Source organism: Rhizobium moroccans, from assembly GCF_057559155.1.
Genome location: NZ_JBHFJG010000026.1, coordinates 28,100 through 47,488 on the forward strand (window position 1 = coordinate 28,100; position 19,389 = coordinate 47,488).

Below are 19,389 nucleotides of genomic sequence, written 5' to 3' on the forward strand. Positions count from 1 at the left end.
CGCGCACGTCTCCCACGGCATCCACCACCTTCATGCCCAACACGGCCGCGGGCAGCCAGCCGTTCAGCGTCGAAGAGCGGCCGTTCTGGCCGATCATCAAACCGGAAAGCTTCTCGCTGAGCGTCTCCTGCAGGATCTGCACCGCACGGACGTAATCGACGCCGCGCATTTCCCAGGGCGTGGTCGAGGCAGGCGCGCCGATCGCCGCGGCGGTAGCGATCCAGTCGTCGTCCTTCAGTTCCTCCACGGCCACCAGTTCCGGTTTGCCGATCGAGACGGCGGCATAGCCCAGCATCCGGCCGTGATCGGCCCATCCGCCGCCGCCGGCGGCATAGACCGAGCCGCCCTTCACTGCGGCCTCCACATCCTTCTCCACCAGTATGCGTCCCATGTCAGCTCTCCTGGCCTTTATCCATCCGCAGCACCGCTTCGAACAGCACGGCGGCACCGAGCGCGATGTCGTCTATCTCCGCCCATTCCTCGGCGCAGTGGCTTCGCCCTTCCTTGCAGGGCACGAAGATCATCGCGGCGGGAGCAACCTTGGCGATCCATGCCGTGTCGTGTCCGGCGCCCGAGGCCATGCGCCGATGGCTGATGCCGCACTCGTCGGCGGCTGCCTCGAGGATATCGATCAACCGCTCGTCGCAAGGGCTCGCGGCGACGTCGGAGATGCGCACCGGAGCGGCGATCGTCACGCCCCATTTCTCGGCCGCGCGCTCTGCGGTATCGTCGATAAACGCGCAGAAGCTTTCCATGTCCTCGCGGATTTCGGCGCGCGCGTCGATCAGCATCCTCACCCTGGAGGGAACGACATTGGCGGCGTTCGGCTCGATCTGGAATTCGCCGACCGTCGCGGTAAAATGTCCCGGCGATCGCGACATGGAAAGTGCGGCCTGCTGCACGTCCAGCACGATCTCGGAGGCCGCCACCAGCGCATCCGCCCGGTTGGTCATCGGCGTTGTGCCGGCATGGTCGGCGCGCCCTTCCACGATGATCTCGATGCGCGTGATGCCGGAAATGGCGGTAACCACGCCGATATCGATGGCTTCCCGTTCCAGCACCGGCCCCTGCTCGATATGCAGTTCGAGAAAACCTCTGAGATCGGTGCGCACTTCGGTAACGGAAGCATCGCCGCCCACCTGGCTGATTCCGCCCGCAAGGCTTCGCCCCTCCGCCGTCCGGGAAAGCCAGGCCTCCGGCCGTTGCCCGGTCATGCCGCGGCTGCCGATGCAGGAAACGCCGAAAATGCTCACTTCTTCCGCAAGGAAATCGATGATCTCGAGGTCGTGGTCGAGCTCGATTCCCCTGTCGGAAAGCGCGCGCGCGACCTCCAGCGCGGCGGCCATCCCCGCAATGCCGTCGAAGCGGCCGCCGTCCGGAACCGTATCGGAATGGGAGCCGAGCATCAGCGTGCCCTTGCCCGAGACCCGACCCTCCCGCCGTCCGATGAGATTGCCGGCGGGGTCGATGCGCGTCGTAAGGCCGGCCGCCTTCATCTGCCGTTCGAGATAGGCCCGGCCTTCAAGGAAGAGCGGCGAGAAGGCGCGGCGCGTCCAGGGGCGCGCGGGTTCGGTGATCCTTGCGAGCGCATCGATGTCGGCGCCGATCCGCGCGGCCTCTACGGGCAGGTTCCTGCTCAAGCTGTTTCTCCTGTCAGAATATGTTGGCGCGGCGGCCGCTGGAAACGCCCGCTGCCGGGTTTGGCAAGCACTTTCCCGTCCTCGCAGACGAGCTTGCCGCGCAGATAGGTCGCCGCGACCGTAAAGGGCAGGACTATGCCGTTATAGGGGCTCCATCCGACGACATTGTTGCCGCTGGCCGCCGCATCATAAATCTTTTCCCTGGGCAGGAGTACGACGATATCCGCATCGCGCCCGACGGTGAGCGCCCCCTTCACATGATCGAGGCGAAAGTGCCTCGCCGGGTTCTCCGCCATCAGCCTCGCCGCCCAGGTGAGCGGAATGCCGCGTTCCAGAGCGCCTTTCACGAAGAGCGGCACCATGGCTTCGAGCCCCGGCACGCCGGAGGCGTTCTTCAGCATGTCGGGATCGTTCTTGCGGTTCTCCGACCAGCTCACATGGTCGGTGGAGACCAGCCAGACCTTGCCCTCGGAAATCTTGCGCCACAGCGTCTCCACCTCGGCGCGCGGCCGGATGGGCGGATTGATCTTCGCCTTGCCGCCCAATCGCTGAACGTCGTTTTCCTCGTCCAGCGTCAGGTAGTGGATGCAGCATTCCACCGTGGCGGCAAAGCCGTCGCGGCGGTAGGCGGCGGCGATGTCATAGCCGCGCCCGAGCGAACAATGCACCACATGCGCCGGGCACCCGGTCTCGGCACCCGTTTCGAAGATGGTGTGCATGGCCAGAAGCTCGGTGATCGGCGGACGGGAAAGGCCATGCGCCCGCCAATCGGTGATCCCGCTTGCCTTCACGGTCGCCATATAGGCGCGGACGGCTTCGTCATCCTCGTTGTGCACGCCGGCCGTCAGGCCCGTTGGCGCGATCGTCGTGAAGCAGGCGTCGAGCAGGGCGGGCGGAATGCGCGGAAACCGCTTCGGATCGGTGCCGAATGTGGAGAACTTGAAGGCTGCGACGCCCGCCTCCACCATCTCCTGAATGCGGATAGGCCCTTCTTCGGGATCGATCGTGCCGTAGAGGGCGAAATCGACCCGAGCCTGCGCGCCCGCATGGGCGATCTTCCGCTTGACCGCGTCGGCCGAGCAGACGAGGTCGCCTTCGTCATAGGGCATGTCGACGATCGTGGTGACGCCGCCCGCTGCCGCCGAGCGGGTGGACCAGATGAAATCCTCCTGGTCCTTCTGCGAGAGCGAATGCACCTGGGCGTCGATCGCGCCCGGCAGGATCAGCGCTCTGCCGAGCAGGTGGCGGTCGCGGGCAGCCGGCGGCACGCCTAAGCCGATCTGGGCCACCTTGCCGTCGCTGACTGCCACATAGCCAGCTTCGACGATCCGATCGGGAAGGACCACGGTTCCCTGCAGCACGAGATCGAAATCGGCCATGTCCTTCTCCCTTTTCCGGCCTCAGGCCCTCATCGGCTGCCGCTCGCGCGTCTCGCTCCGGCCGAAGCTGCCGAGCGCGAAGAAACCGTCGATGGCGTGGATGGGCGAAATGGCGATCAGCCGGGCGAGGAACGCCTCGGAGGAAAGTTCCGCCTCGATCGCCTCGACCTCCGTCGAAAGCGGCCGGTCGACCGTATAGTATTCCGCGTGCCGGCGAACGGCGTCGTAGACCAGTTGCACCGCTCCGCCGGGGCGGTCGCCGTGAATGTCCATGGCTTGCGCGGCAAGCAGGGCCTCGATCGCCGCAAGGCGCTTGAGCGCCTCCACCTGCCGTTCGAAGCGCTCGATGACCAGCGGCAGGAAGGCCGCCTCGTCCTCCATGCCCCCCGCCACGACGAGCGATTGCGCCGATACGGGATTGGTCATCGAAAGCACGCGCGAGAAGATCTCGCCGGCAAGCTTGATGATAGGGCCGAAACCCGTGGCGATCGCGCCTTCCGGCACGAGGTTCACCGGCAACCCGCGCCGCTGGCCGTTGCCGAGCAGGACGCAGCGGTTGAAGGCGTTGCGGGCGGCATGCGCCATGCAGATTGACGCCGCCTCGAGAAGCACGGTGACGTCCAGCGGCAGCGAGCCGCCGGAGGTAAGCACGCGGCCCTCCGCGATGACCGGATTGTCGTCGGAGCGGCCAGTGGCGGCCAGGATCTTGTGTCCCGCCATCAGCAGGCTCTCGAACACCGAGCCCAGCACCTGGGCGATCATGCGCAGGCTGAGAGGGTCCTGGATATGGGTGGCACTCGGCCAGTCGCAGTCTTCGGAAGCGGTGAGGAGCCAATTGCCGATCATCGCTTCGCGAGCCGTCCCGACATGGGTGACCGCAATCCACGGATCGCGGGAAGCGCCCATTGCGCATGCCGCGGTCATGCCGGTGGCAAGCAGGGTCCGGATCGCGCCCGCGGCTCCGCGGGTGGCTTCGGCGGCGGCCGCGAAGCTCACCGCATTGATGCTGAGCGAGGCGAGGCTGTCGCGCGGCGCCATGCGGAAAGGTTTCAGCCCGGCCTCCGCGAAAGCCTGCGCGGCCGGCAGGCGCCGGCCCTTGTAGATCGCTTCGCCCACGCCTGTCAGCACGGCGCCGATCTGGCCCATGAGGCCGATATCGGCGCAGCCGATCGAACCCGTGCGGCGGACGACCGGAATAAGGTCGGCTTCGAGCAGGCCGAGATAGGCATGCACGAGTTCGACCGAGCAGCCGACATAGCCGGTGAGCGCGGTATTGACGCGCAGCGCCATCGCATTGCGCACCACCGAGATCGGGAAGGGAACTCCCGTGCCGAAATGGTGGGCGCGGACCAGGCCGAGATTGAACGTATCCCACTCGTCCGGCGACCACTCGACATCCTTCATGGCGCCGACGCCCGTGGTCGAGCCGTAGACGGGCTGCCCTTGCGCAATCGCGCGATCCACCACGTCGCGGGCGGCCTGCACGCGCACAAGCCCCGCCGGCTCGGCCACGGGGCGGATGCGTCCTTCTCCGATATGCAGGAGCTCGGCGAAACCGAGCGGCTGCCCGGTCAGCTCGATCACGGCTCTGGTTTCCGTCATGCTGTCTCCTTCGATTGCTCCTAGGAGATTAGCGGAGAGGCCGGCGAATGGAATATCCCAAGGCCGGCGGAAGTCGCCGTGGTCGGGAAGGTCCGGTTCAGCCGAGCGAAAAGGCGAGATAGAGTGCCGAAAGCGCGATGACCCAGAGCGCGACCCGTCCGGAGCGGCTGTAGCGCGCCTCCGCCTTGCCGATCGCGTCGGCCGTTTCCGGGTCGAAGCGCAGGCCGTGTTCGCTCATGCGCACGATATCCTCGTGGAACTTCTCCGTCCTGACCGCGATTTCCGGCAGGGCTTCCGCAAGCTTCACCGCCGCCTTCACGCCGTCGCGAAGGTCGGACATGACCCGCTTCGGGCCGAGATTGTCGCGGATCCATTCGCCGACCACCGGCTCGGATGCCTTCCACATGTTGAAGCGGGGGTTGAGGATGCGCGATACGCCTTCCACCACCACCATTGTCTTCTGCAGCAGAATGAGTTCCGGCCGGGTCTGCATCTCGAAGAGATCGGTCACTTCGAAAAGCAGGGCCAAGAGCCGCGCCATGGAGATCGTCTCGGCCGGCTGGCCGTGGATCGGCTCGCCGATCGCGCGGATGGCCTGGGCGAAGCTCGAAACGTCGTGGTGAGCCGGCACGTAGCCCGCCTCGAAATGCACTTCGGCGACCCGCATGTAGTCACGGGTGATGAAGCCGTAGAGGATTTCGGCGAGGAAGCGGCGTTCCTTTTTGCCGAGGCGTCCGACGATGCCCATGTCGACGGCCACGATCATGCCGGTCCGATCGACGAAGAGGTTGCCGGGATGCATGTCGGCATGGAAGAAGCCGTCGCGCAACGTGTGGCGCAGGAAGGATTGGATGAGCGTTTCGGCGAGTCGGTCGAGATCGTGCCCGGCGGCGCGAAGCTCCTCGACGTTCGACATCTTGATGCCGTCGATCCACTCCATGGTCACCACGTCGCGGCCGGTGCGCTCCCAATCGACCGTGGGCACTCGGAAGCCCGGATCGTTCTTGGTGTTTTCGGCGATTTCGGAAAGGGCCGCAGCCTCGAGGCGCAGGTCCATCTCCACCTTGGTCGTCTGTTCGAGCGTCCGCGTCACCTCGACCGGCCTCAGCCGCCGGCTGGAGGGCATGAGACGCTCCTGCATGCGCGCCAGCAAATACATGCTTTCGATATCGTGCGCGAAGCGCTGCCGCACGCCCGGCCGCACCACTTTCACGGCGACCTTCCTGTCTCCCACCATCGCGGGATGAACCTGGGCGATGGAGGCGGCGGCGATGGGCTCGCCGAAATCGGAATAGAGATCTCCCACCGGCCGGCCGAGCGAGGCTTCGATCGCGGCTTCGGCGGTTTCGGTCGGGAAGAAGGCCATGCGGTCCTGGAGAAGGGCGAGATCCAGGGCCCAGTCGACGCCCACGACATCCGGGCGTGTGGCCAGGAACTGGCCGATCTTCACATAGGAAGGACCGAGCCTGTCCACGGCGCGGGTCAGCCTTATGCTGCGCGCCTGCTGCTTGGATCGGAAACGCGCGAGCGGCTCGACAAGCGATTTGACGAGACCGACGGAAGGCGGCAGGTCCCGTGTCGGCAGCGCCGAGACCACGCCCTCGCGCACTAGGACCCAGGCCACCCGGACCAGGCGGAAATAGGCGCCAATCGTGCTCATGATGCGCCCTTATGCTTCTTTACGGATTGGCTCTGCATCGATCAGAGCTTCCATCCGGAATGCAGGGCGGCGATCCCTCCGGAATAACTCGTATAGGTCACGCGCGAGAAGCCTGCCGCACGGATCATGGTGGCGAAATTCTCCTGGTTGGGGAATTTGCGGATCGATTCCACCAGATACTGATAGGGTTCGGCATCGCCGGTCACCAGCCTGCCGATCTGCGGAATGGCCTTGAACGACCACTGGTCGTAGAAGCGTTCCAGCAGCGGCATCTCCACTTCGGAAAACTCCAGCACCAGCAGCCGCCCGCCGCGCCTCAGCACGCGAAAAGCCTCCTTCAGCGCCACGTCGATATGCGGCACGTTGCGGATGCCGAAGGCGATCGTATAGGCATCGAAAGTGCCCGCTTCGAACGGCAGGTCCTCGGCATTCGCCTCCACGAAGGTGAGATTGTCGGAAAGCTTGCGCTTGGCGGCCCGCTCGGCGCCGACGCCCAGCATGGAGCCGTTGATGTCGAGCACGGTCGCATGCGCCTTGCGGTCCGATGCCTCCACGATCCGGAAGGCGATGTCGCCGGTGCCGCCGGCCACGTCGAGCACCTTGTAGGAAGGGTCCTTGCGCGGATTGAGCGCGTTGATCATCGCATCTTTCCAGATCCGGTGCATGCCGGCCGACATCATATCGTTCATGATGTCGTAGCGCTTGGCCACCTTGTGGAAGACGTCGTTGACGAGACCCTGCTTTTCGCCGTCCGCAACCTCGCGGAAGCCGTAGGATGTTGCCATGCTGCCATCGCTACTCGTGCGGGCTTCGGTCATCGGAAGAACTCCATGCTCATCATTCGGTCGCGACCATAGCGAAATCGCATCCGGCACGCTATCTGTGCCGCGCGTCTTCAAAGAGAATGCGGGCTGGCGGTTCTATAGATCAGGAACCCGGCCGTTGGAACGGGAAGTTAGGAAATCATGCCTGAATTGCCAGAGGTGGAAACCGTTCGGCGCGGCCTGCAGCCGGCGATGGAAGGGGCCCGGATCGAGCGTCTGGAGCTCAGAAGGCCCGATCTGCGCTTTCCCTTGCCGGAAAATTTCGCCGAAGCGGTCGGGGGGCGGCGGATCGTCGCGCTCGGGCGTCGGGCGAAATACCTGCTCATCGATCTGGAGGACGATCTGACGATCATTTCCCATCTCGGCATGTCGGGATCGTTCAGGATATCGGAGGGGCGGCAGGACGCCGTTCAGGGAGAGTTCCACCATCCCCGCTCGAAGGACGGGAAGCACGACCACGTGATCTTTCATCTGGAGGGGGCGAAAGGTCCTGCCCAGGTCATTTATAATGATCCGCGCCGTTTCGGCTTCATGCACCTTTGGAAGCGCAGCGAGCTCGATCTCTATCCGGCCTTCGCCGAACTGGGACCGGAACCGACCGGCAATGCGCTCGACGCCGATTATCTCGCGGCGCGCTTCTCCGGCAAGGCCCAGCCGCTGAAGGGTGCGCTTCTCGACCAGACGGTGATTGCCGGGCTCGGCAATATATATGTGTGCGAGGCGCTCTGGCGGGCGCATCTGTCCCCCAAGCGCGCCGCCGGGACGGTGGTCACGAAGACAGGCCGGCCGAAGAAGGAGCTGGATCTCCTGACCGAGGCGATCCGCGCGGTGATCGCCGATGCCGTCGCCGCCGGCGGCTCCTCTTTGCGGGATCATATCCGGACAGACGGATCGCTCGGATATTTCCAGCATTCCTTTTCTGTCTATGACAGGGAGAGCAAGGAATGCCGCACGCCGGGCTGCGGCGGAACGATCGCCCGCATCACCCAGGCCGGGCGTTCGACCTTCTATTGCCCGACCTGCCAGAAATGACCGCCACCCGTGGGTGGCGCGGCCCTGGGCCCGTGAAACCGGCATCTTCCTGTCCTGGCGAGAGAAATTGCGCGTTGACTGGCAGGCCCATTCCGGTTATATGCCCGCCCACAGTTGAGAAAGCCATTGGACGGCTTCCTCTATTGCTCCCGAATTGCTGAAGATGAGGTCGCGAGACCGGCGCGGCGACGGTGGAGTTTGGTTCGAATTCGTAGAGAGGCATGAGATGGCCAATACAACTTCGGCGAAAAAGGCGACCCGCAAGATCGCTCGCCGTACCGCAGTCAACAAGACTCGCCGTTCGCGCGTCCGCAGCTTCATCCGCAAGGTCGAGGAAGCCATCGCGTCCGGTGATGCCGCCGTTGCTGCCGAAGCACTCAAGGCTGCCCAGCCGGAAATCCAGCGGGCCGCTTCCAAGGGTGTGGTTCACAGCAACACCGCATCCCGCAAGGTCTCGCGTCTTGCGCAGCGCGTGAAGGCTCTGTCGGCCTAATCCCGACAAAATTCTGTCAAGATTGAAAGCCTGGTCTCGCGACCGGGCTTTTCGTGATTCTCCACGTTATCCACATCCTTACCCGGCTCATTGACAGTTCAGTGTCAGAGCCGTGACAGAATTTCTCTTTAAATAACAATGGGTTGTGAGAGGTTGTGCAACTTGATGCCTCTCCCGCGGGCATCCTGAGCCCGACAATCCGAGTCAAGAAGATTTTTATTTTTTCTCGTGGAGAAGGCTGCCACGCCGCTGTCATTTTTGAATCTCATTGATTCAACAGCGATTCTCCATCGAGCCGCCGGCGGCATTCAAAGCACGCTGTGAGAGTCAACGCCCGGCTCTTAATTTTGCGTAAAATTCATCATTGATCTTGGCATTTGATCCTGCCTAAATGCGTTCCAGCAAGGGGTGCGGGGATCACTTCAGGATTGTTTCCGGCGGCTGCCCGACGAGGGTGGCAGTGAGATTTTCTGACCTTTTGTTACGGACGATCTGTCTTCCGTTTTCACGTAACTGTCGGTTGTTCGCCGGGAATCCGTCTGGATTCCGGAGGCGGCCGATTGTGCTCAAAGCAGAGGTCTTGGCCGATCCCTGCAAGAACGAGAGAGAAGGAATATTGAGCGGCTCATGACGAGGATGGGCTCTCGGACGGGTAAAGCAAACCCGTAAACGCAAGGCCGCTTTCCGAGGCGGTCGATGACGGCCCGGCCGGCTGAAAAGCGCGGCGGGGATTTGCCATGAAAAGGACGGCGGCGGTTCTCATGAGGGGAAGACGTTGCTGTGTCCGGAAACGAGGTTTGTCCTGGCGGAAACACGAAAACCGCCCGGCAGAAAAAATTTGGAAGGCGGCGCATAATGCAAATGAATTCCGTATCGGCACGTGCAGAAGGCAAAGGGGACCCTGCACGGCAGGCACTCGATACACTTCATTCCCAGGCGGCGGGAGAAAACTCGGAAATGAAGCATGATGCTCTTTTTGAGCGGTTCAGCGCCCGTTTGAAGGCGCAGGTCGGCCAGGATGTCTATGCAAGCTGGTTCGGACGTTTGAAGCTTCACACCATTTCCAAGAGCGTGGTGCGGTTGACGGTTCCGACCACTTTTCTCAAATCCTGGATCAACAACCGTTATCTTGATCTCATCACCAGCATCTTCCAGGCGGAAGATCCGGAAATCCTGAAGGTGGAAATCCTGGTGCGCAGCGCAAGCCGCAGCACCCGTCAGCCGGCGGCCGAAGAGCGCGCGCTTTCAGCCGAGGCTGCTCCGGTGGTCAGCTCCCATTCCGCCCGTCAGCCGGCTGCCAGGGAAATCGGCAGGATTGCCCAGTTTCCGCAGCCCGCCGCGGCACAGCAATCCCGCCCGGCCCACGCCGGTCCGCTGTTCGGCTCGCCGCTCGACAGCCGCTTCACCTTCGATACCTTCGTTGAGGGGTCTTCCAATCGCGTGGCGCTGGCCGCGGCAAAGACCATCGCGGAGGCCGGTGCGGGCGCGGTTCGCTTCAATCCGCTGTTCATCCATTCGGGTGTCGGTCTCGGCAAGACCCACCTCCTGCAGGCGATCGCCAACGCAGCGATCGGCAGCCCACGGACCCCGCGCGTGGTCTATCTGACCGCCGAATATTTCATGTGGCGCTTCGCCACTGCAATTCGCGACAACGATGCCCTGACGCTGAAGGATTCGCTGCGCAATATCGACCTGCTCATCATCGACGACATGCAGTTCCTGCAGGGCAAGATGATCCAGAACGAGTTCTGCCATCTGCTCAACACGCTGCTCGATAGCGCCCGCCAGGTGGTGGTCGCGGCCGATCGCGCGCCCTGGGAGCTGGAATCACTCGATCCCCGCGTTCGTTCCCGCCTGCAGGGCGGTGTCGCGATCGAGGTGGAGGCTCCGGATTACGAAATGCGCCTTGAAATGCTGAAGGGCCGCTTGCAGGCCGCGCGGCAGGATGATCCGGCGCTCGAAATTCCCATGGAAATCCTTTCCCATGTGGCGCGCAGCGTGACCGCCAGCGGCCGCGAGCTCGAAGGTGCTTTCAACCAACTCGTTTTCCGTCGCTCGTTCGAGCCGTCTCTTTCGCTCGACCGGGTGGAGGAACTGCTTGCCCATCTCGTCGGCGCCGGCGAAGCCAAGCGTGTCCGCATCGAGGATATTCAGCGCATCGTCGCAAGGCACTATAATGTGTCGCGCCAGGAGCTCGTCTCGAACCGACGGACCCGCGTCATCGTCAAGCCGCGCCAGATCGCCATGTATCTGTCGAAAACGCTGACGCCGCGGTCCTTCCCGGAGATCGGGCGGCGTTTCGGCGGACGCGATCATACCACCGTGCTGCATGCGGTGCGCAAGATCGAGGAACTGATCTCGGCCGATACCAAGCTCAGCCACGAGATCGAGCTTCTGAAGCGGCTGATCAACGAAAACAACGCTTGAGGTCTGACGGGCATTGATGTTCCTGCTTTCCGTCGCGATGATCTGGGCTGTGGCGGCCATTACGCCGGGGCCCAACACGCTGCTCATCATGCGCTATGCGCTGATGGCCTCGCGGCGGGTGACGATCGTGGCGGCGATGGGAACGATCACGGGCACGGTCTGCTGGGGCCTGGCCGGCTGGCTCGGCATCAACGTGCTGTTTCAGGCGGCTCCCTTTGCCTATCTGGCGCTCAAGATCGTCGGCGGGCTCTATCTCGTCTGGTTGGGCTTGCGCATCTTCTGGAGCTTCCGCAAGCCGGCTGAGACGGAGGGACCTGCGGCGTCGCCTCAGGCGGTCTCGTTGAAGAGCGCCTACCGCATGGGTCTTGCCACCAATCTTGCAAACCCCAAGTCGGCACTGTTCGTCGCGAGCCTTTTCGCGGCGACGATGCCGGTCGGAACGCCTTGGATATACGGGCTTGCCGCCATCGCCGTAATGGTGGCGGTCTCAACCGTCTATTACGCGATATTGATTGCTCTCATCACCCACAGGAAGGTCGCCGCCGCCTATCTGAGGGCGCGCCGGAAGATCGACCTTGCCGTCGGCATGGTCTTCGTCGGCTTCGGCGCGAGGCTCCTGCTGTCTCAGAAATAAAGGACGGTCGGCATGGAAAGCGATCCGACTTCCCGCTTCTATGCCGATAACGCCGCCGTCTATGCGGCCAGTTCATCGAGCCCGAACCATCTCAGGCTCGGAGCTTTCCTTGAAAAGCTGGAACCTGGCGTAGAAATCCTCGAACTCGGCTGCGGCAACGGCCGCGACAGTGCGGAGATGCTGAAGCGCGGCTTCCGCGTGATGCCGACGGACGGCACCTTGGAAATGGCGCGCCAGGCGGAACAGCGCCTCGGCATTCCGGTGCGGGTCCTCCGCTTCGGGGAGATCGAAGCCGCCTCGGCTTTCGATGGTATCTGGGCCAGTGCCTGCCTTCTGCATGTGCCACGAGCCGATCTTGGAGATGTTCTTGCCCGCATCCACCGGGCGCTGAAGCCGGGCGGTGTCTTTTACGCCAGCTTCAAGGCGGGGAAGGCGGAGGGCCATGACGGCCTCGGCCGGTACTACAATTACCCCTCGGAAAAGTGGCTGCGGACGGTTTATGCAGCCATGCCCTGGGCTTCGATCGAGATCGATGAGAACAAGGGCAGCGGTTACGACAACCAGCCGACCGACTGGCTGCATGTGCTGGCCGTGAAACGCCCACCCTCCCTTTGAGGGGGAGGGTCGAACCGAAGGTTCAGGGTGGGGTGATCGCTGCCTCAAGGAAAGCGAAACCGCCCCCCAAAAATCAACAGGCGAGATCGGCGACCACGGCGTCGAGGATGAGCATGCCGGACGGCGTGCAGCGCAGGCGGGAATTGCCGAGCCGCTCGATGAAGCCGTGCTCCAGCAGCCGTTCCTCGCGGATCGGGTCCGGATCGCGGCCGGAAAGCTCCTGCCAGCGGGCGAGATCGACGCCCTCCGTGAGCCGTAGGCCCATCAGCAACAGCTCGTCCGCCTGTTCCTCGTAACCGAGGATTTCCTCCTCGATCATGCCGTGGCCGCGGCCCTCCACGAGTTCGAGCCAGGTTTCCGGCCTGCGCTCGGTCGATGTCGCGATCTTCTGCCTGCCGCGTGTCAGCCTGCCATGCGCGCCGGGTCCGATGCCGGCATAATCGCCATAGCGCCAGTAGGTGAGGTTATGGCGGCTTTCCGCACCCGGCCGGGCATGGTTGGAAACCTCGTAGGCCGGCAGGCCGTGGCGGGCGGTGATTTCCTGAGTGGCTTCATAGAGCAGCGCTGACTGGTCGCCATCCGGCACGATCAGCTTGCCGGCCTTGTGCAGGCCATAGAAGGGTGTGCCTTCCTCTATGGTGAGCTGGTAAAGCGAAAGGTGATCCACCGCATAGGAAATCGCTTCCTGCAGCTCCGCCTCCCAGGCCTCCACCGTCTGCCTGGGGCGGGCATAGATGAGATCGAAGCTCATGCGCGGAAATATCTCGCGCGCCAGCCGGATCGCCTTCAGCGCGTCCGCAACGTCATGCAGCCGCCCGAGGAATTTGAGATCGGCATCGTTGAGCGCCTGCACTCCGAGCGACACCCGGTTCACGCCGGCGGCGCGGTAGCCGCGGAACCGCTCCGCCTCCACGCTCGAAGGATTGGCTTCCATGGTGATTTCGATACCGTCCGGCACATGCCAATGCCTGGCGATCCCGTCGAGAATGGCGGAAACCGTTGCCGGGTCCATCAGCGAGGGCGTGCCGCCGCCGAGGAAGATGCTGGTCACGGTCTTCGGGCCGCCCAAGCGCCGCATGGTTTCCATTTCCGTCAGAAATGCGGCGGTGAAACGCGGCTGATCCACCGGCTGGTGGCGCACATGGCTGTTGAAGTCGCAGTAAGGACATTTGGCCGCGCAGAATGGCCAATGGATGTAGACCCCGAAGCCCGGCTCCCCGGTATCGGGCAGCAGGCCCGGTGCGAGGGCGGGGGCGAGGTTCATTCCGTCATGCCTCCAGGCAGGTTTCGACGAAGCGCTTGAAGGCGCGGGCGCGATGCGAGAGCGCTTGCGCGTCGCCCGGCTTCCAGCCGTGCTTCTCCTCGGCGCTCATTTCGCCGAATGTAGTGTCGTAGCCCTCCGGCTGAAAGACCGGGTCATAGCCGAAACCCTGGCTTCCGCGCGGCGGCCACACGACCTTTCCTTCCACCTCGCCACGGAAGAGCTCGGTATGCCCGTCCGGCCAGGCAAGGCAGAGCACGCTCACGAAACGGGCGGTGCGCTGTTCCGGCTTCGTGGCCCCGCGCTCGGAAAGCGCCTTCTCCACCTTTTCCATCGCCATCTTGAAATCGCGCGTGCCGTCCTCGCGCTCCGCCCAGTTGGCGGTATAGACGCCCGGCGCTCCGTCGAGCGCGTCGATGACGAGGCCGGAATCATCCGAAAGAGCGGGCAGGCCGGAGGCCTTGGCCGAGGCGAGCGCCTTGATCGCGGCATTCTCCTCGAAGGTCGTGCCCGTCTCGTCCGGCTCTATGAAATTCAGATCCGCGGCGGATTTCGCCGAAAAGCCGAATGGACCGATGAGATCGGCGATCTCGCGGATCTTTCCGGCATTATGGCTGGCGACGACGATGGTGCGGGTATCGAGCTTGCGCATGTTCCTGGTCTTGATGAAACTGATGATGGGGTTGGGTTGACCCGGCCGTTCTCTGGAATGATCTAGATTTCCTCGACGACTTCGTAATGTTCGACGAAATCGTCAAACTCGATAAGAGCTGCGACCGCGCCCGGTTCGACGACCGCTTTGCCGACCGTATCGCCGGCGAAACCGCGGATGGCATCCATATCCTTCCAGCGGGTCAGCACGACGAATTCGATCCGGTCGTCCAGCGTCCGACGGCTGAGATGTGCGCCTATGAAGCCCGTAAGCGCCTGCAGTTCCGGAACCACATGGTTTCGGAAATGCGTGGGATAGGCATCCGCGCTGGAAGGGAAGGCGCGGCCCCGCCATTCACGTATGATCATGGGAGAAATTCCTGAACGCTGGTTGCCCTGTCTATATCGGAGTTTTGCTGCCGATACCAAGCCTCTTGTCGGCAGGGGCCTCAGTCGAGGTCCCAAAGCTTCGCCTCCGCGCATTCGAGGCTGTTGCCGGCCGGATCGCGGAAGTAGATCGAGCGCGCGCCGTTCGGCCAGTGGAAATCGCTTTCGATGGCGATGCCGGCCGCTCGGAGGCGCAACACCATCGCATCGAGGTTTTCGGGCGAGAGCCGGAAGCAGGCGTGCCCCGCTCCCCTTGCGCCATGGGGCGGCACCGGTAGCGAACCCTTTTCCGGCGGCTTTGCGGTCTCGACGGGATTGAAGATCAGAAGAACGCCCGGCCCGCAGCGGAAGAAGATATGCCGGTTGGCGATGCGGGTGATCTTTTCGAGCCCGAGCACTCCGCCGTAGAAGGCCTCCGCCGCATCGAGGTCCTCGGCATAGAGCGCGGTTTCGAGAATGCCTTCGATCATGACATCTGTCCTGTTTTGCCCCTCACCCTCACCCCGTCCATACGGGAAGAAAGTGGCCGGCAGGCCGGATGAGGGGCAGTCCCAGTGATTATGATCTCACCCGATCGTCTGTTTCTGCAGCGCCACCAGTTCCTGCGTACCGGCCTGGGCGAGCGCCAGCAGTTTCAGGAATTCCTCCTGGCTGAAGGGCGCGCCTTCCGCCGTTCCCTGCACTTCGACGATCCCGCCGGAGCCGGTCATCACGAAATTCGCGTCCGTTTCGGCTGCCGAATCCTCCAGGTAATCCAGGTCGATTACCGGCTGGCTGGCAAAGATGCCGCAGGAGATCGCCGCCACGTGATCCTTCAGCACCTTCTCCACCTTCACCATGGAGCGGGCCTCCATCCATTTCAGGCAGTCGTAGAGCGCCACCCAGCCGCCGGTGATGGCGGCCGTGCGGGTCCCGCCATCGGCCTGGATGACGTCGCAATCGATGGTGATCTGCTTTTCGCCGAGCGCTTCGAGATCGACGACGGCGCGCAGCGAGCGGCCGATCAGGCGCTGGATCTCCTGGGTGCGCCCGCCCTGCTTGCCGGATGCGGCCTCGCGCTTCATGCGCTCGCCGGTGGCGCGCGGCAGCATGCCGTATTCGGCCGTCACCCAGCCCTTGCCGCTGTTACGCAGCCAAGGCGGCGTCTTCTCCTCGAGGCTTGCCGTACAAAGCACATGGGTATCGCCGAATTTGACAAGGCAGGAGCCTTCCGCATGTTTCGAGAAGTTGCGCTCGAAGGAAATCTTGCGCATCTGGTCGGTTTTTCTGCCTGAAGGCCGCATTCGTTGCTCCTGAAAGAGTGGGTATCGCCTTCTACGGCCCATAACCGCATTTTGCAAAGAAAAAGCCGTGGGCGGTACATTCCCGGCGAGTAGAAGTCCGCCGATTTCCCTTTTGCGGACCCGCTTGAATGATTATATTTTCCGGTATCGAACCAAGGATATGGTGGAACCGCTTATGGGTTTTTCGGCACCGATGGCCAGGGACAATGCCTCAGCGCTCGACGACCGCTCGCGGGAAATCTTCCGTCGCATCGTCGAAAGCTATCTGGAAACCGGCGAGCCGCTCGGCTCCCGCAATCTTTCCCGCCTGCTGCCGATCTCGCTCTCGCCGGCCTCGGTCCGCAACGTCATGAGCGATCTGGAGGCGCTGGGCCTCATCTATTCGCCGCATATCAGCGCCGGCCGCCTGCCCACCCAGTCGGGCCTGCGCTTCTTCGTCGATGCCTTCATGCAGATCGGCGATCTTTCCGAGGAGGAAAGGGGCAATATCGAGCGGCAGATCAGGCCGGATGATCGCGATCAGCCGATCGAAAGTCTGATGAGCGAGGCGAGCCGCATGCTTTCCGGCGTCTCGCGCGGCGCAGGCATCGTCATCACGTCCAAGAGCGACCCGGTGTTGAAGCATGTCGAGTTCATTCGCCTGGAGCCGACAAAGGCGCTGGCCATCCTGGTCGGCGAGCATAATCAGGTCGAAAACCGCATCATCGATCTGCCGGCCGGCGTGACGTCTTCCCAGCTCACCGAGGCGGCGAACTTCTTGAATGCGCATCTGACGGGCCAGACCCTGCCGGAACTGCGCACCCAGTTGCAGGACCTGAAGGCAGAGGTGCAGACCGAGCTGCATGCGCTCTCACACGATCTGGTGGAGCGGGGCTTGGCCGTCTGGTCGGGCGATAACCAGGACGGCAAGCCCATGCAACTCATCGTCCGCGGCCGCGGCAACCTTTTGGAAGGCTTGGCCGGCGTGGATGATCTCGACCGGCTGCGTCTGCTCTTCGATGATCTGGAAAAGAAGGAAAGCCTTCTCGATATCCTTGATCTCGCCGAAAGCGGACCGGGCGTGCGGATCTTCATCGGCTCGGAAAACAAGCTCTTTTCGCTTTCCGGCTCCTCGCTCATCGTCGCGCCCTATCGCGATGGCGAGGATCGCATCGTCGGTGCCGTCGGGGTAATCGGCCCCACGCGGCTCAACTATTCCCGCATCGTGCCGATGGTCGACTATACCGCCCAGCTTCTTGCCCGGCTTTCACGCAATCCCCTCTGACGAAATGTCCAACCTGCCCGCAAAGCCTTGATTTTTTCACGGCAAACCTCGATATCGGGCTCGAAATCAAGATAAGAACAACCGGAGTACGTCATGACCGACGAAACCAAGAAGCACGGACCTGACGCAACCGCCGCCGAAAACTCGGCGGAAGCTGTGGCGTCCGCCCTGGAGGACGCGGCCAATGCGAATGCCGAGAGCGAAGCCATGGCCGAAGTGCCGGCCGAGCCCGATCCGTTGGAAGTGTTGAAGGCCGAGAATGCGGAGCTGCGTGATCGCTTTCTGCGTCTCGCCGCGGACATGGACAACCTGCGTCGCCGCACCGAGCGGGAGATCAAGGATGCCAAGTCCTATTCCGTCGCCGGCTTTGCGCGCGATATGCTGGCCGTTTCCGACAACCTGCGCCGTGCGCTGGATGCCGTTCCGACGGAAATGCGTGCGGCAGCCGACGCGGGCTTGACCACGCTCCTCGAAGGCGTGGAGATGACCGAGCGCTCGATGCTTTCGGCGCTGGAACGTCACGGCGTGAAGAAGATCGAGGCGGAAGGCGAAAAGTTCGATCCGCATTTCCATCAGGCCATGTTCGAGATTCCGAATGCCGAGGTGCCGAACAACACCGTCATGCAGGTCGTGCAGGCGGGCTATACGATCGGCGAGCGCGTGCTGCGCCCCGCACTTGTCGGCGTCGCCAAGGGCGGCCCGAAGGCAGAGGCGCCGGTTTCCGAAGCCGCATCCGGTCAGAAGAACGACTGATACGACTCAGGCGGTCTCGAAACATCTGATAGGCCGTGGCGCCCGATTGGCGCCGCGGCCGATATTTTTTACAGGTTATCCGGCTCGCGCATAATCAAAAAACTGCCGAAAAAAGAAATCGCCCCGACGCTCATGGGAGCCGGGGCGATGTCTTGTCTTGCGTTTGAAATAGCCGTCAGGCCGCGTTGGAAGCCTGTTCCTCGTTGAGGAAGGCATAGATGGCGGTCGCGGAATCGGTCTTGCGCAGCTTGGCCACCAGATCCTGGTCGCGCAGCACGCGGGCGATGCGCGACAGGGCCTTCAGGTGATCGGCGCCGGCGCCTTCCGGAGCCAGCAGCAGGAAGACCAGGTCGACCGGCTCGTCGTCGAGCGCCTCGAAGTCGACCGGCGTGTCCAGCCGTGCGAAAATTCCCTTGATGGAGGAGATGCTGCCGAGCTTGCCGTGCGGGATGGCAATGCCATGGCCGACGCCGGTGGAGCCCAGTCTCTCCCGCTGCAGGATGACGTCGAATATTTCCCTTTCGGGTACGCCTGTAAGTTTGGCCGCCTTCACGGCCAGTTCCTGCAGCAGCTGCTTCTTGGAATTCACTTTCAGGGCAGGGATAATCGCATCTTGTTGCAGCAAATCTGCCAATGCCATTCTTTTCATCCTTCGTGCCGCCAGAGGGCGAAGGAGCGCGTCGGACCCGACGCTCTCCCGGGGATTGTTATCCTTTAATCTTGGTGGAATCGATCCAGCCAATATTGCCGTCGTTGCGGCGATAAACGATGTTGAGTTGCTCCTTGCCGGGGCTGCGGAAAAGAAGAATCGGTTCATCTGTCATGTCCAGTGCCATCACGGCGGTTGCTACCGACATGGTCTTTATCGGTTTTGAGCTTTCCGCAACGATGGTCGGCGCGAAATCCTCAGGAATTTCATCCTCCGCTTCCGATACGGCATCCATGACCGTATAGGCGATCTCGGCATGGCCGTTCGTGTAGTTACCGGCGTGGTGATCCTTCAGCCGCCGCTTGTAGCGGCGCAGGCGCTTCTCGATCCGCTCTGCCGCGGCGTCGAAACTACCTTGCGGGTCGTTGGCCTCGCCGGCCGCATGCAGCACTATCCCGGTATCGAGATGGATCTTGCAATCGGCTGAAAAACGAGAACCGGATTTCTCTACGATGACCTGGCCGGCATACCCCCCATCGAAGTACTTTGTGACCGCATCTCCGATCTGGCTTTCGATCTTTTGACGGAACGAGTCGCCAATTTCCATATGCTTACCGGATACACGCACACTCATGGAGTTCTTCCTTCTTGTCGTGACTTGCGTGTTCCAGTCTACGCCAAGCCGTCCCCTCATCCAAGCGATTCACACAGGCCAAGACCAATTTGCGCCTAAAAGCCTATGGCTATGGGGATAACCTACGGGATGCCCCGTAGCGATTGCGGCGGGCTCTTAAACCCCTCCCAGGCAAATGTCAACCGCAGCCTGGATGATGGC

20 protein-coding genes are annotated in these 19,389 nt (G+C 62.8%); 7 read left to right on the forward strand and 13 right to left on the reverse strand.

All coding sequences use genetic code 11. The features are described from left to right. From ACE04I_RS15155 to ubiE, 6 genes are all read right to left on the reverse strand, one after another. On the reverse strand, positions 1-391 hold a 391-nt coding region (locus ACE04I_RS15155; RefSeq protein WP_487207263.1), incomplete at its 3' end, for an S-methyl thiohydantoin desulfurase domain-containing protein. Between the two features lies 1 nt (position 392). Next, on the reverse strand, positions 393-1,640 hold the full coding sequence (locus ACE04I_RS15160; RefSeq protein WP_046794055.1) for a Zn-dependent hydrolase: 1,248 nt from the start codon (positions 1,638-1,640) through the stop codon (positions 393-395). Continuing rightward, positions 1,637-3,019, reverse strand: a complete 1,383-nt coding sequence (locus ACE04I_RS15165; protein WP_046794056.1) for a hydantoin-5-propionate amidohydrolase — start codon at positions 3,017-3,019, stop codon at positions 1,637-1,639. The genes ACE04I_RS15160 and ACE04I_RS15165 overlap by 4 nt, the downstream gene beginning before the upstream one ends. Positions 3,020-3,040: 21 nt before the next feature. Next, on the reverse strand, positions 3,041-4,621 hold the full coding sequence (locus ACE04I_RS15170) for an aromatic amino acid lyase (protein WP_046794057.1): 1,581 nt from the start codon (positions 4,619-4,621) through the stop codon (positions 3,041-3,043). A 97-nt stretch (positions 4,622-4,718) separates the two neighbouring features. Continuing rightward, positions 4,719-6,281 (reverse strand): 2-polyprenylphenol 6-hydroxylase, encoded by a 1,563-nt coding sequence (gene ubiB, locus ACE04I_RS15175; protein WP_046794058.1) that lies wholly within the window; start codon positions 6,279-6,281, stop codon positions 4,719-4,721. Positions 6,282-6,322: 41 nt separating this feature from the next. Next, on the reverse strand, positions 6,323-7,099 hold the full coding sequence (gene ubiE / locus ACE04I_RS15180) for a bifunctional demethylmenaquinone methyltransferase/2-methoxy-6-polyprenyl-1,4-benzoquinol methylase UbiE (RefSeq protein ID WP_046794059.1): 777 nt from the start codon (positions 7,097-7,099) through the stop codon (positions 6,323-6,325). A gap of 147 nt (positions 7,100-7,246) precedes the next feature. Here ubiE and mutM point away from each other — a divergent pair, with 147 nt between their 5' ends. From mutM to ACE04I_RS15205, 5 genes are all read left to right on the forward strand, one after another. Then, positions 7,247-8,137 (forward strand): bifunctional DNA-formamidopyrimidine glycosylase/DNA-(apurinic or apyrimidinic site) lyase, encoded by an 891-nt coding sequence (mutM, locus tag ACE04I_RS15185; protein ID WP_046794060.1) that lies wholly within the window; start codon positions 7,247-7,249, stop codon positions 8,135-8,137. A gap of 226 nt (positions 8,138-8,363) precedes the next feature. Further along, on the forward strand, positions 8,364-8,630 hold the full coding sequence (gene rpsT / locus ACE04I_RS15190; RefSeq protein WP_046794333.1) for a 30S ribosomal protein S20: 267 nt from the start codon (positions 8,364-8,366) through the stop codon (positions 8,628-8,630). An 855-nt stretch (positions 8,631-9,485) separates the two neighbouring features. Continuing rightward, entirely contained in the window at positions 9,486-11,057 is a 1,572-nt protein-coding gene (gene dnaA / locus ACE04I_RS15195) for a chromosomal replication initiator protein DnaA (RefSeq protein ID WP_046794061.1), read from the forward strand. Positions 11,058-11,073: 16 nt separating this feature from the next. Further along, complete coding sequence (locus ACE04I_RS15200) at positions 11,074-11,691, forward strand: LysE family translocator (RefSeq protein WP_046794062.1); 618 nt, start codon at positions 11,074-11,076, stop codon at positions 11,689-11,691. 12 nt (positions 11,692-11,703) lie between these two features. Beyond that, complete coding sequence (locus tag ACE04I_RS15205) at positions 11,704-12,306, forward strand: class I SAM-dependent methyltransferase (protein WP_046794063.1); 603 nt, start codon at positions 11,704-11,706, stop codon at positions 12,304-12,306. Between the two features lie 73 nt (positions 12,307-12,379). On the opposite strand, the gene hemW is transcribed toward ACE04I_RS15205, so the two are convergent. From hemW to rph, 5 genes are all read right to left on the reverse strand, one after another. Beyond that, the gene (gene hemW, locus ACE04I_RS15210) at positions 12,380-13,570 is read right to left on the reverse strand and encodes a radical SAM family heme chaperone HemW (protein WP_046794064.1); all 1,191 of its coding nucleotides are present in this window, start codon (positions 13,568-13,570) and stop codon (positions 12,380-12,382) included. A 4-nt stretch (positions 13,571-13,574) separates the two neighbouring features. Then, positions 13,575-14,219, reverse strand: a complete 645-nt coding sequence (gene rdgB / locus ACE04I_RS15215; RefSeq protein ID WP_046794065.1) for an RdgB/HAM1 family non-canonical purine NTP pyrophosphatase — start codon at positions 14,217-14,219, stop codon at positions 13,575-13,577. 62 nt (positions 14,220-14,281) lie between these two features. After that, on the reverse strand, positions 14,282-14,587 hold the full coding sequence (locus ACE04I_RS15220; protein ID WP_487207264.1) for an antibiotic biosynthesis monooxygenase family protein: 306 nt from the start codon (positions 14,585-14,587) through the stop codon (positions 14,282-14,284). An 80-nt stretch (positions 14,588-14,667) separates the two neighbouring features. Continuing rightward, the gene (locus ACE04I_RS15225) at positions 14,668-15,075 is read right to left on the reverse strand and encodes a VOC family protein (RefSeq protein ID WP_046794067.1); all 408 of its coding nucleotides are present in this window, start codon (positions 15,073-15,075) and stop codon (positions 14,668-14,670) included. A 96-nt stretch (positions 15,076-15,171) separates the two neighbouring features. After that, positions 15,172-15,888 (reverse strand): ribonuclease PH, encoded by a 717-nt coding sequence (gene rph / locus ACE04I_RS15230; protein WP_046794068.1) that lies wholly within the window; start codon positions 15,886-15,888, stop codon positions 15,172-15,174. Between the two features lie 175 nt (positions 15,889-16,063). Between rph and hrcA the strand changes: the two genes are divergently transcribed. Together hrcA and grpE are read left to right on the forward strand one after the other, a co-directional pair. Next, positions 16,064-17,152, forward strand: coding sequence for a heat-inducible transcriptional repressor HrcA (hrcA, locus tag ACE04I_RS15235; RefSeq protein ID WP_046794334.1), 1,089 nt, complete (start codon positions 16,064-16,066; stop codon positions 17,150-17,152). Between the two features lie 93 nt (positions 17,153-17,245). Beyond that, a complete protein-coding gene (grpE, locus tag ACE04I_RS15240) occupies positions 17,246-17,905 on the forward strand; it encodes a nucleotide exchange factor GrpE (protein WP_046794069.1) in 660 nt (219 codons plus the stop codon). A 175-nt stretch (positions 17,906-18,080) separates the two neighbouring features. On the opposite strand, the gene ptsN is transcribed toward grpE, so the two are convergent. Further along, the gene (ptsN, locus tag ACE04I_RS15245; protein WP_046794070.1) at positions 18,081-18,545 is read right to left on the reverse strand and encodes a PTS IIA-like nitrogen regulatory protein PtsN; all 465 of its coding nucleotides are present in this window, start codon (positions 18,543-18,545) and stop codon (positions 18,081-18,083) included. 67 nt (positions 18,546-18,612) lie between these two features. Then, on the reverse strand, positions 18,613-19,188 hold the full coding sequence (gene hpf, locus ACE04I_RS15250; RefSeq protein WP_046794071.1) for a ribosome hibernation-promoting factor, HPF/YfiA family: 576 nt from the start codon (positions 19,186-19,188) through the stop codon (positions 18,613-18,615). Positions 19,189-19,389: the final 201 nt, after the last annotated feature.

What these genes read in the sequence shown, in the direction of transcription:
- ACE04I_RS15165 (WP_046794056.1), bottom strand. Translation starts at nt 3,019, where the DNA reads ATGGCCGATTTCGATCTCGTGCTGCAGGGAACCGTGGTCCTTCCCGAT.
- ACE04I_RS15170 (WP_046794057.1), bottom strand. Translation starts at nt 4,621, where the DNA reads ATGACGGAAACCAGAGCCGTGATCGAGCTGACCGGGCAGCCGCTCGGT.
- ubiB (WP_046794058.1), bottom strand. Translation starts at nt 6,281, where the DNA reads ATGAGCACGATTGGCGCCTATTTCCGCCTGGTCCGGGTGGCCTGGGTC.
- ubiE (WP_046794059.1), bottom strand. Translation starts at nt 7,099, where the DNA reads ATGACCGAAGCCCGCACGAGTAGCGATGGCAGCATGGCAACATCCTAC.
- mutM (WP_046794060.1), top strand. Translation starts at nt 7,247, where the DNA reads ATGCCTGAATTGCCAGAGGTGGAAACCGTTCGGCGCGGCCTGCAGCCG.
- rpsT (WP_046794333.1), top strand. Translation starts at nt 8,364, where the DNA reads ATGGCCAATACAACTTCGGCGAAAAAGGCGACCCGCAAGATCGCTCGC.
- dnaA (WP_046794061.1), top strand. Translation starts at nt 9,486, where the DNA reads ATGCAAATGAATTCCGTATCGGCACGTGCAGAAGGCAAAGGGGACCCT.
- ACE04I_RS15200 (WP_046794062.1), top strand. Translation starts at nt 11,074, where the DNA reads ATGTTCCTGCTTTCCGTCGCGATGATCTGGGCTGTGGCGGCCATTACG.
- ACE04I_RS15205 (WP_046794063.1), top strand. Translation starts at nt 11,704, where the DNA reads ATGGAAAGCGATCCGACTTCCCGCTTCTATGCCGATAACGCCGCCGTC.
- hemW (WP_046794064.1), bottom strand. Translation starts at nt 13,570, where the DNA reads ATGAACCTCGCCCCCGCCCTCGCACCGGGCCTGCTGCCCGATACCGGG.
- rdgB (WP_046794065.1), bottom strand. Translation starts at nt 14,219, where the DNA reads ATGCGCAAGCTCGATACCCGCACCATCGTCGTCGCCAGCCATAATGCC.
- ACE04I_RS15220 (WP_487207264.1), bottom strand. Translation starts at nt 14,587, where the DNA reads ATGATCATACGTGAATGGCGGGGCCGCGCCTTCCCTTCCAGCGCGGAT.
- ACE04I_RS15225 (WP_046794067.1), bottom strand. Translation starts at nt 15,075, where the DNA reads ATGATCGAAGGCATTCTCGAAACCGCGCTCTATGCCGAGGACCTCGAT.
- rph (WP_046794068.1), bottom strand. Translation starts at nt 15,888, where the DNA reads ATGCGGCCTTCAGGCAGAAAAACCGACCAGATGCGCAAGATTTCCTTC.
- hrcA (WP_046794334.1), top strand. Translation starts at nt 16,064, where the DNA reads ATGGGTTTTTCGGCACCGATGGCCAGGGACAATGCCTCAGCGCTCGAC.
- grpE (WP_046794069.1), top strand. Translation starts at nt 17,246, where the DNA reads ATGACCGACGAAACCAAGAAGCACGGACCTGACGCAACCGCCGCCGAA.
- ptsN (WP_046794070.1), bottom strand. Translation starts at nt 18,545, where the DNA reads ATGGCATTGGCAGATTTGCTGCAACAAGATGCGATTATCCCTGCCCTG.
- hpf (WP_046794071.1), bottom strand. Translation starts at nt 19,188, where the DNA reads ATGAGTGTGCGTGTATCCGGTAAGCATATGGAAATTGGCGACTCGTTC.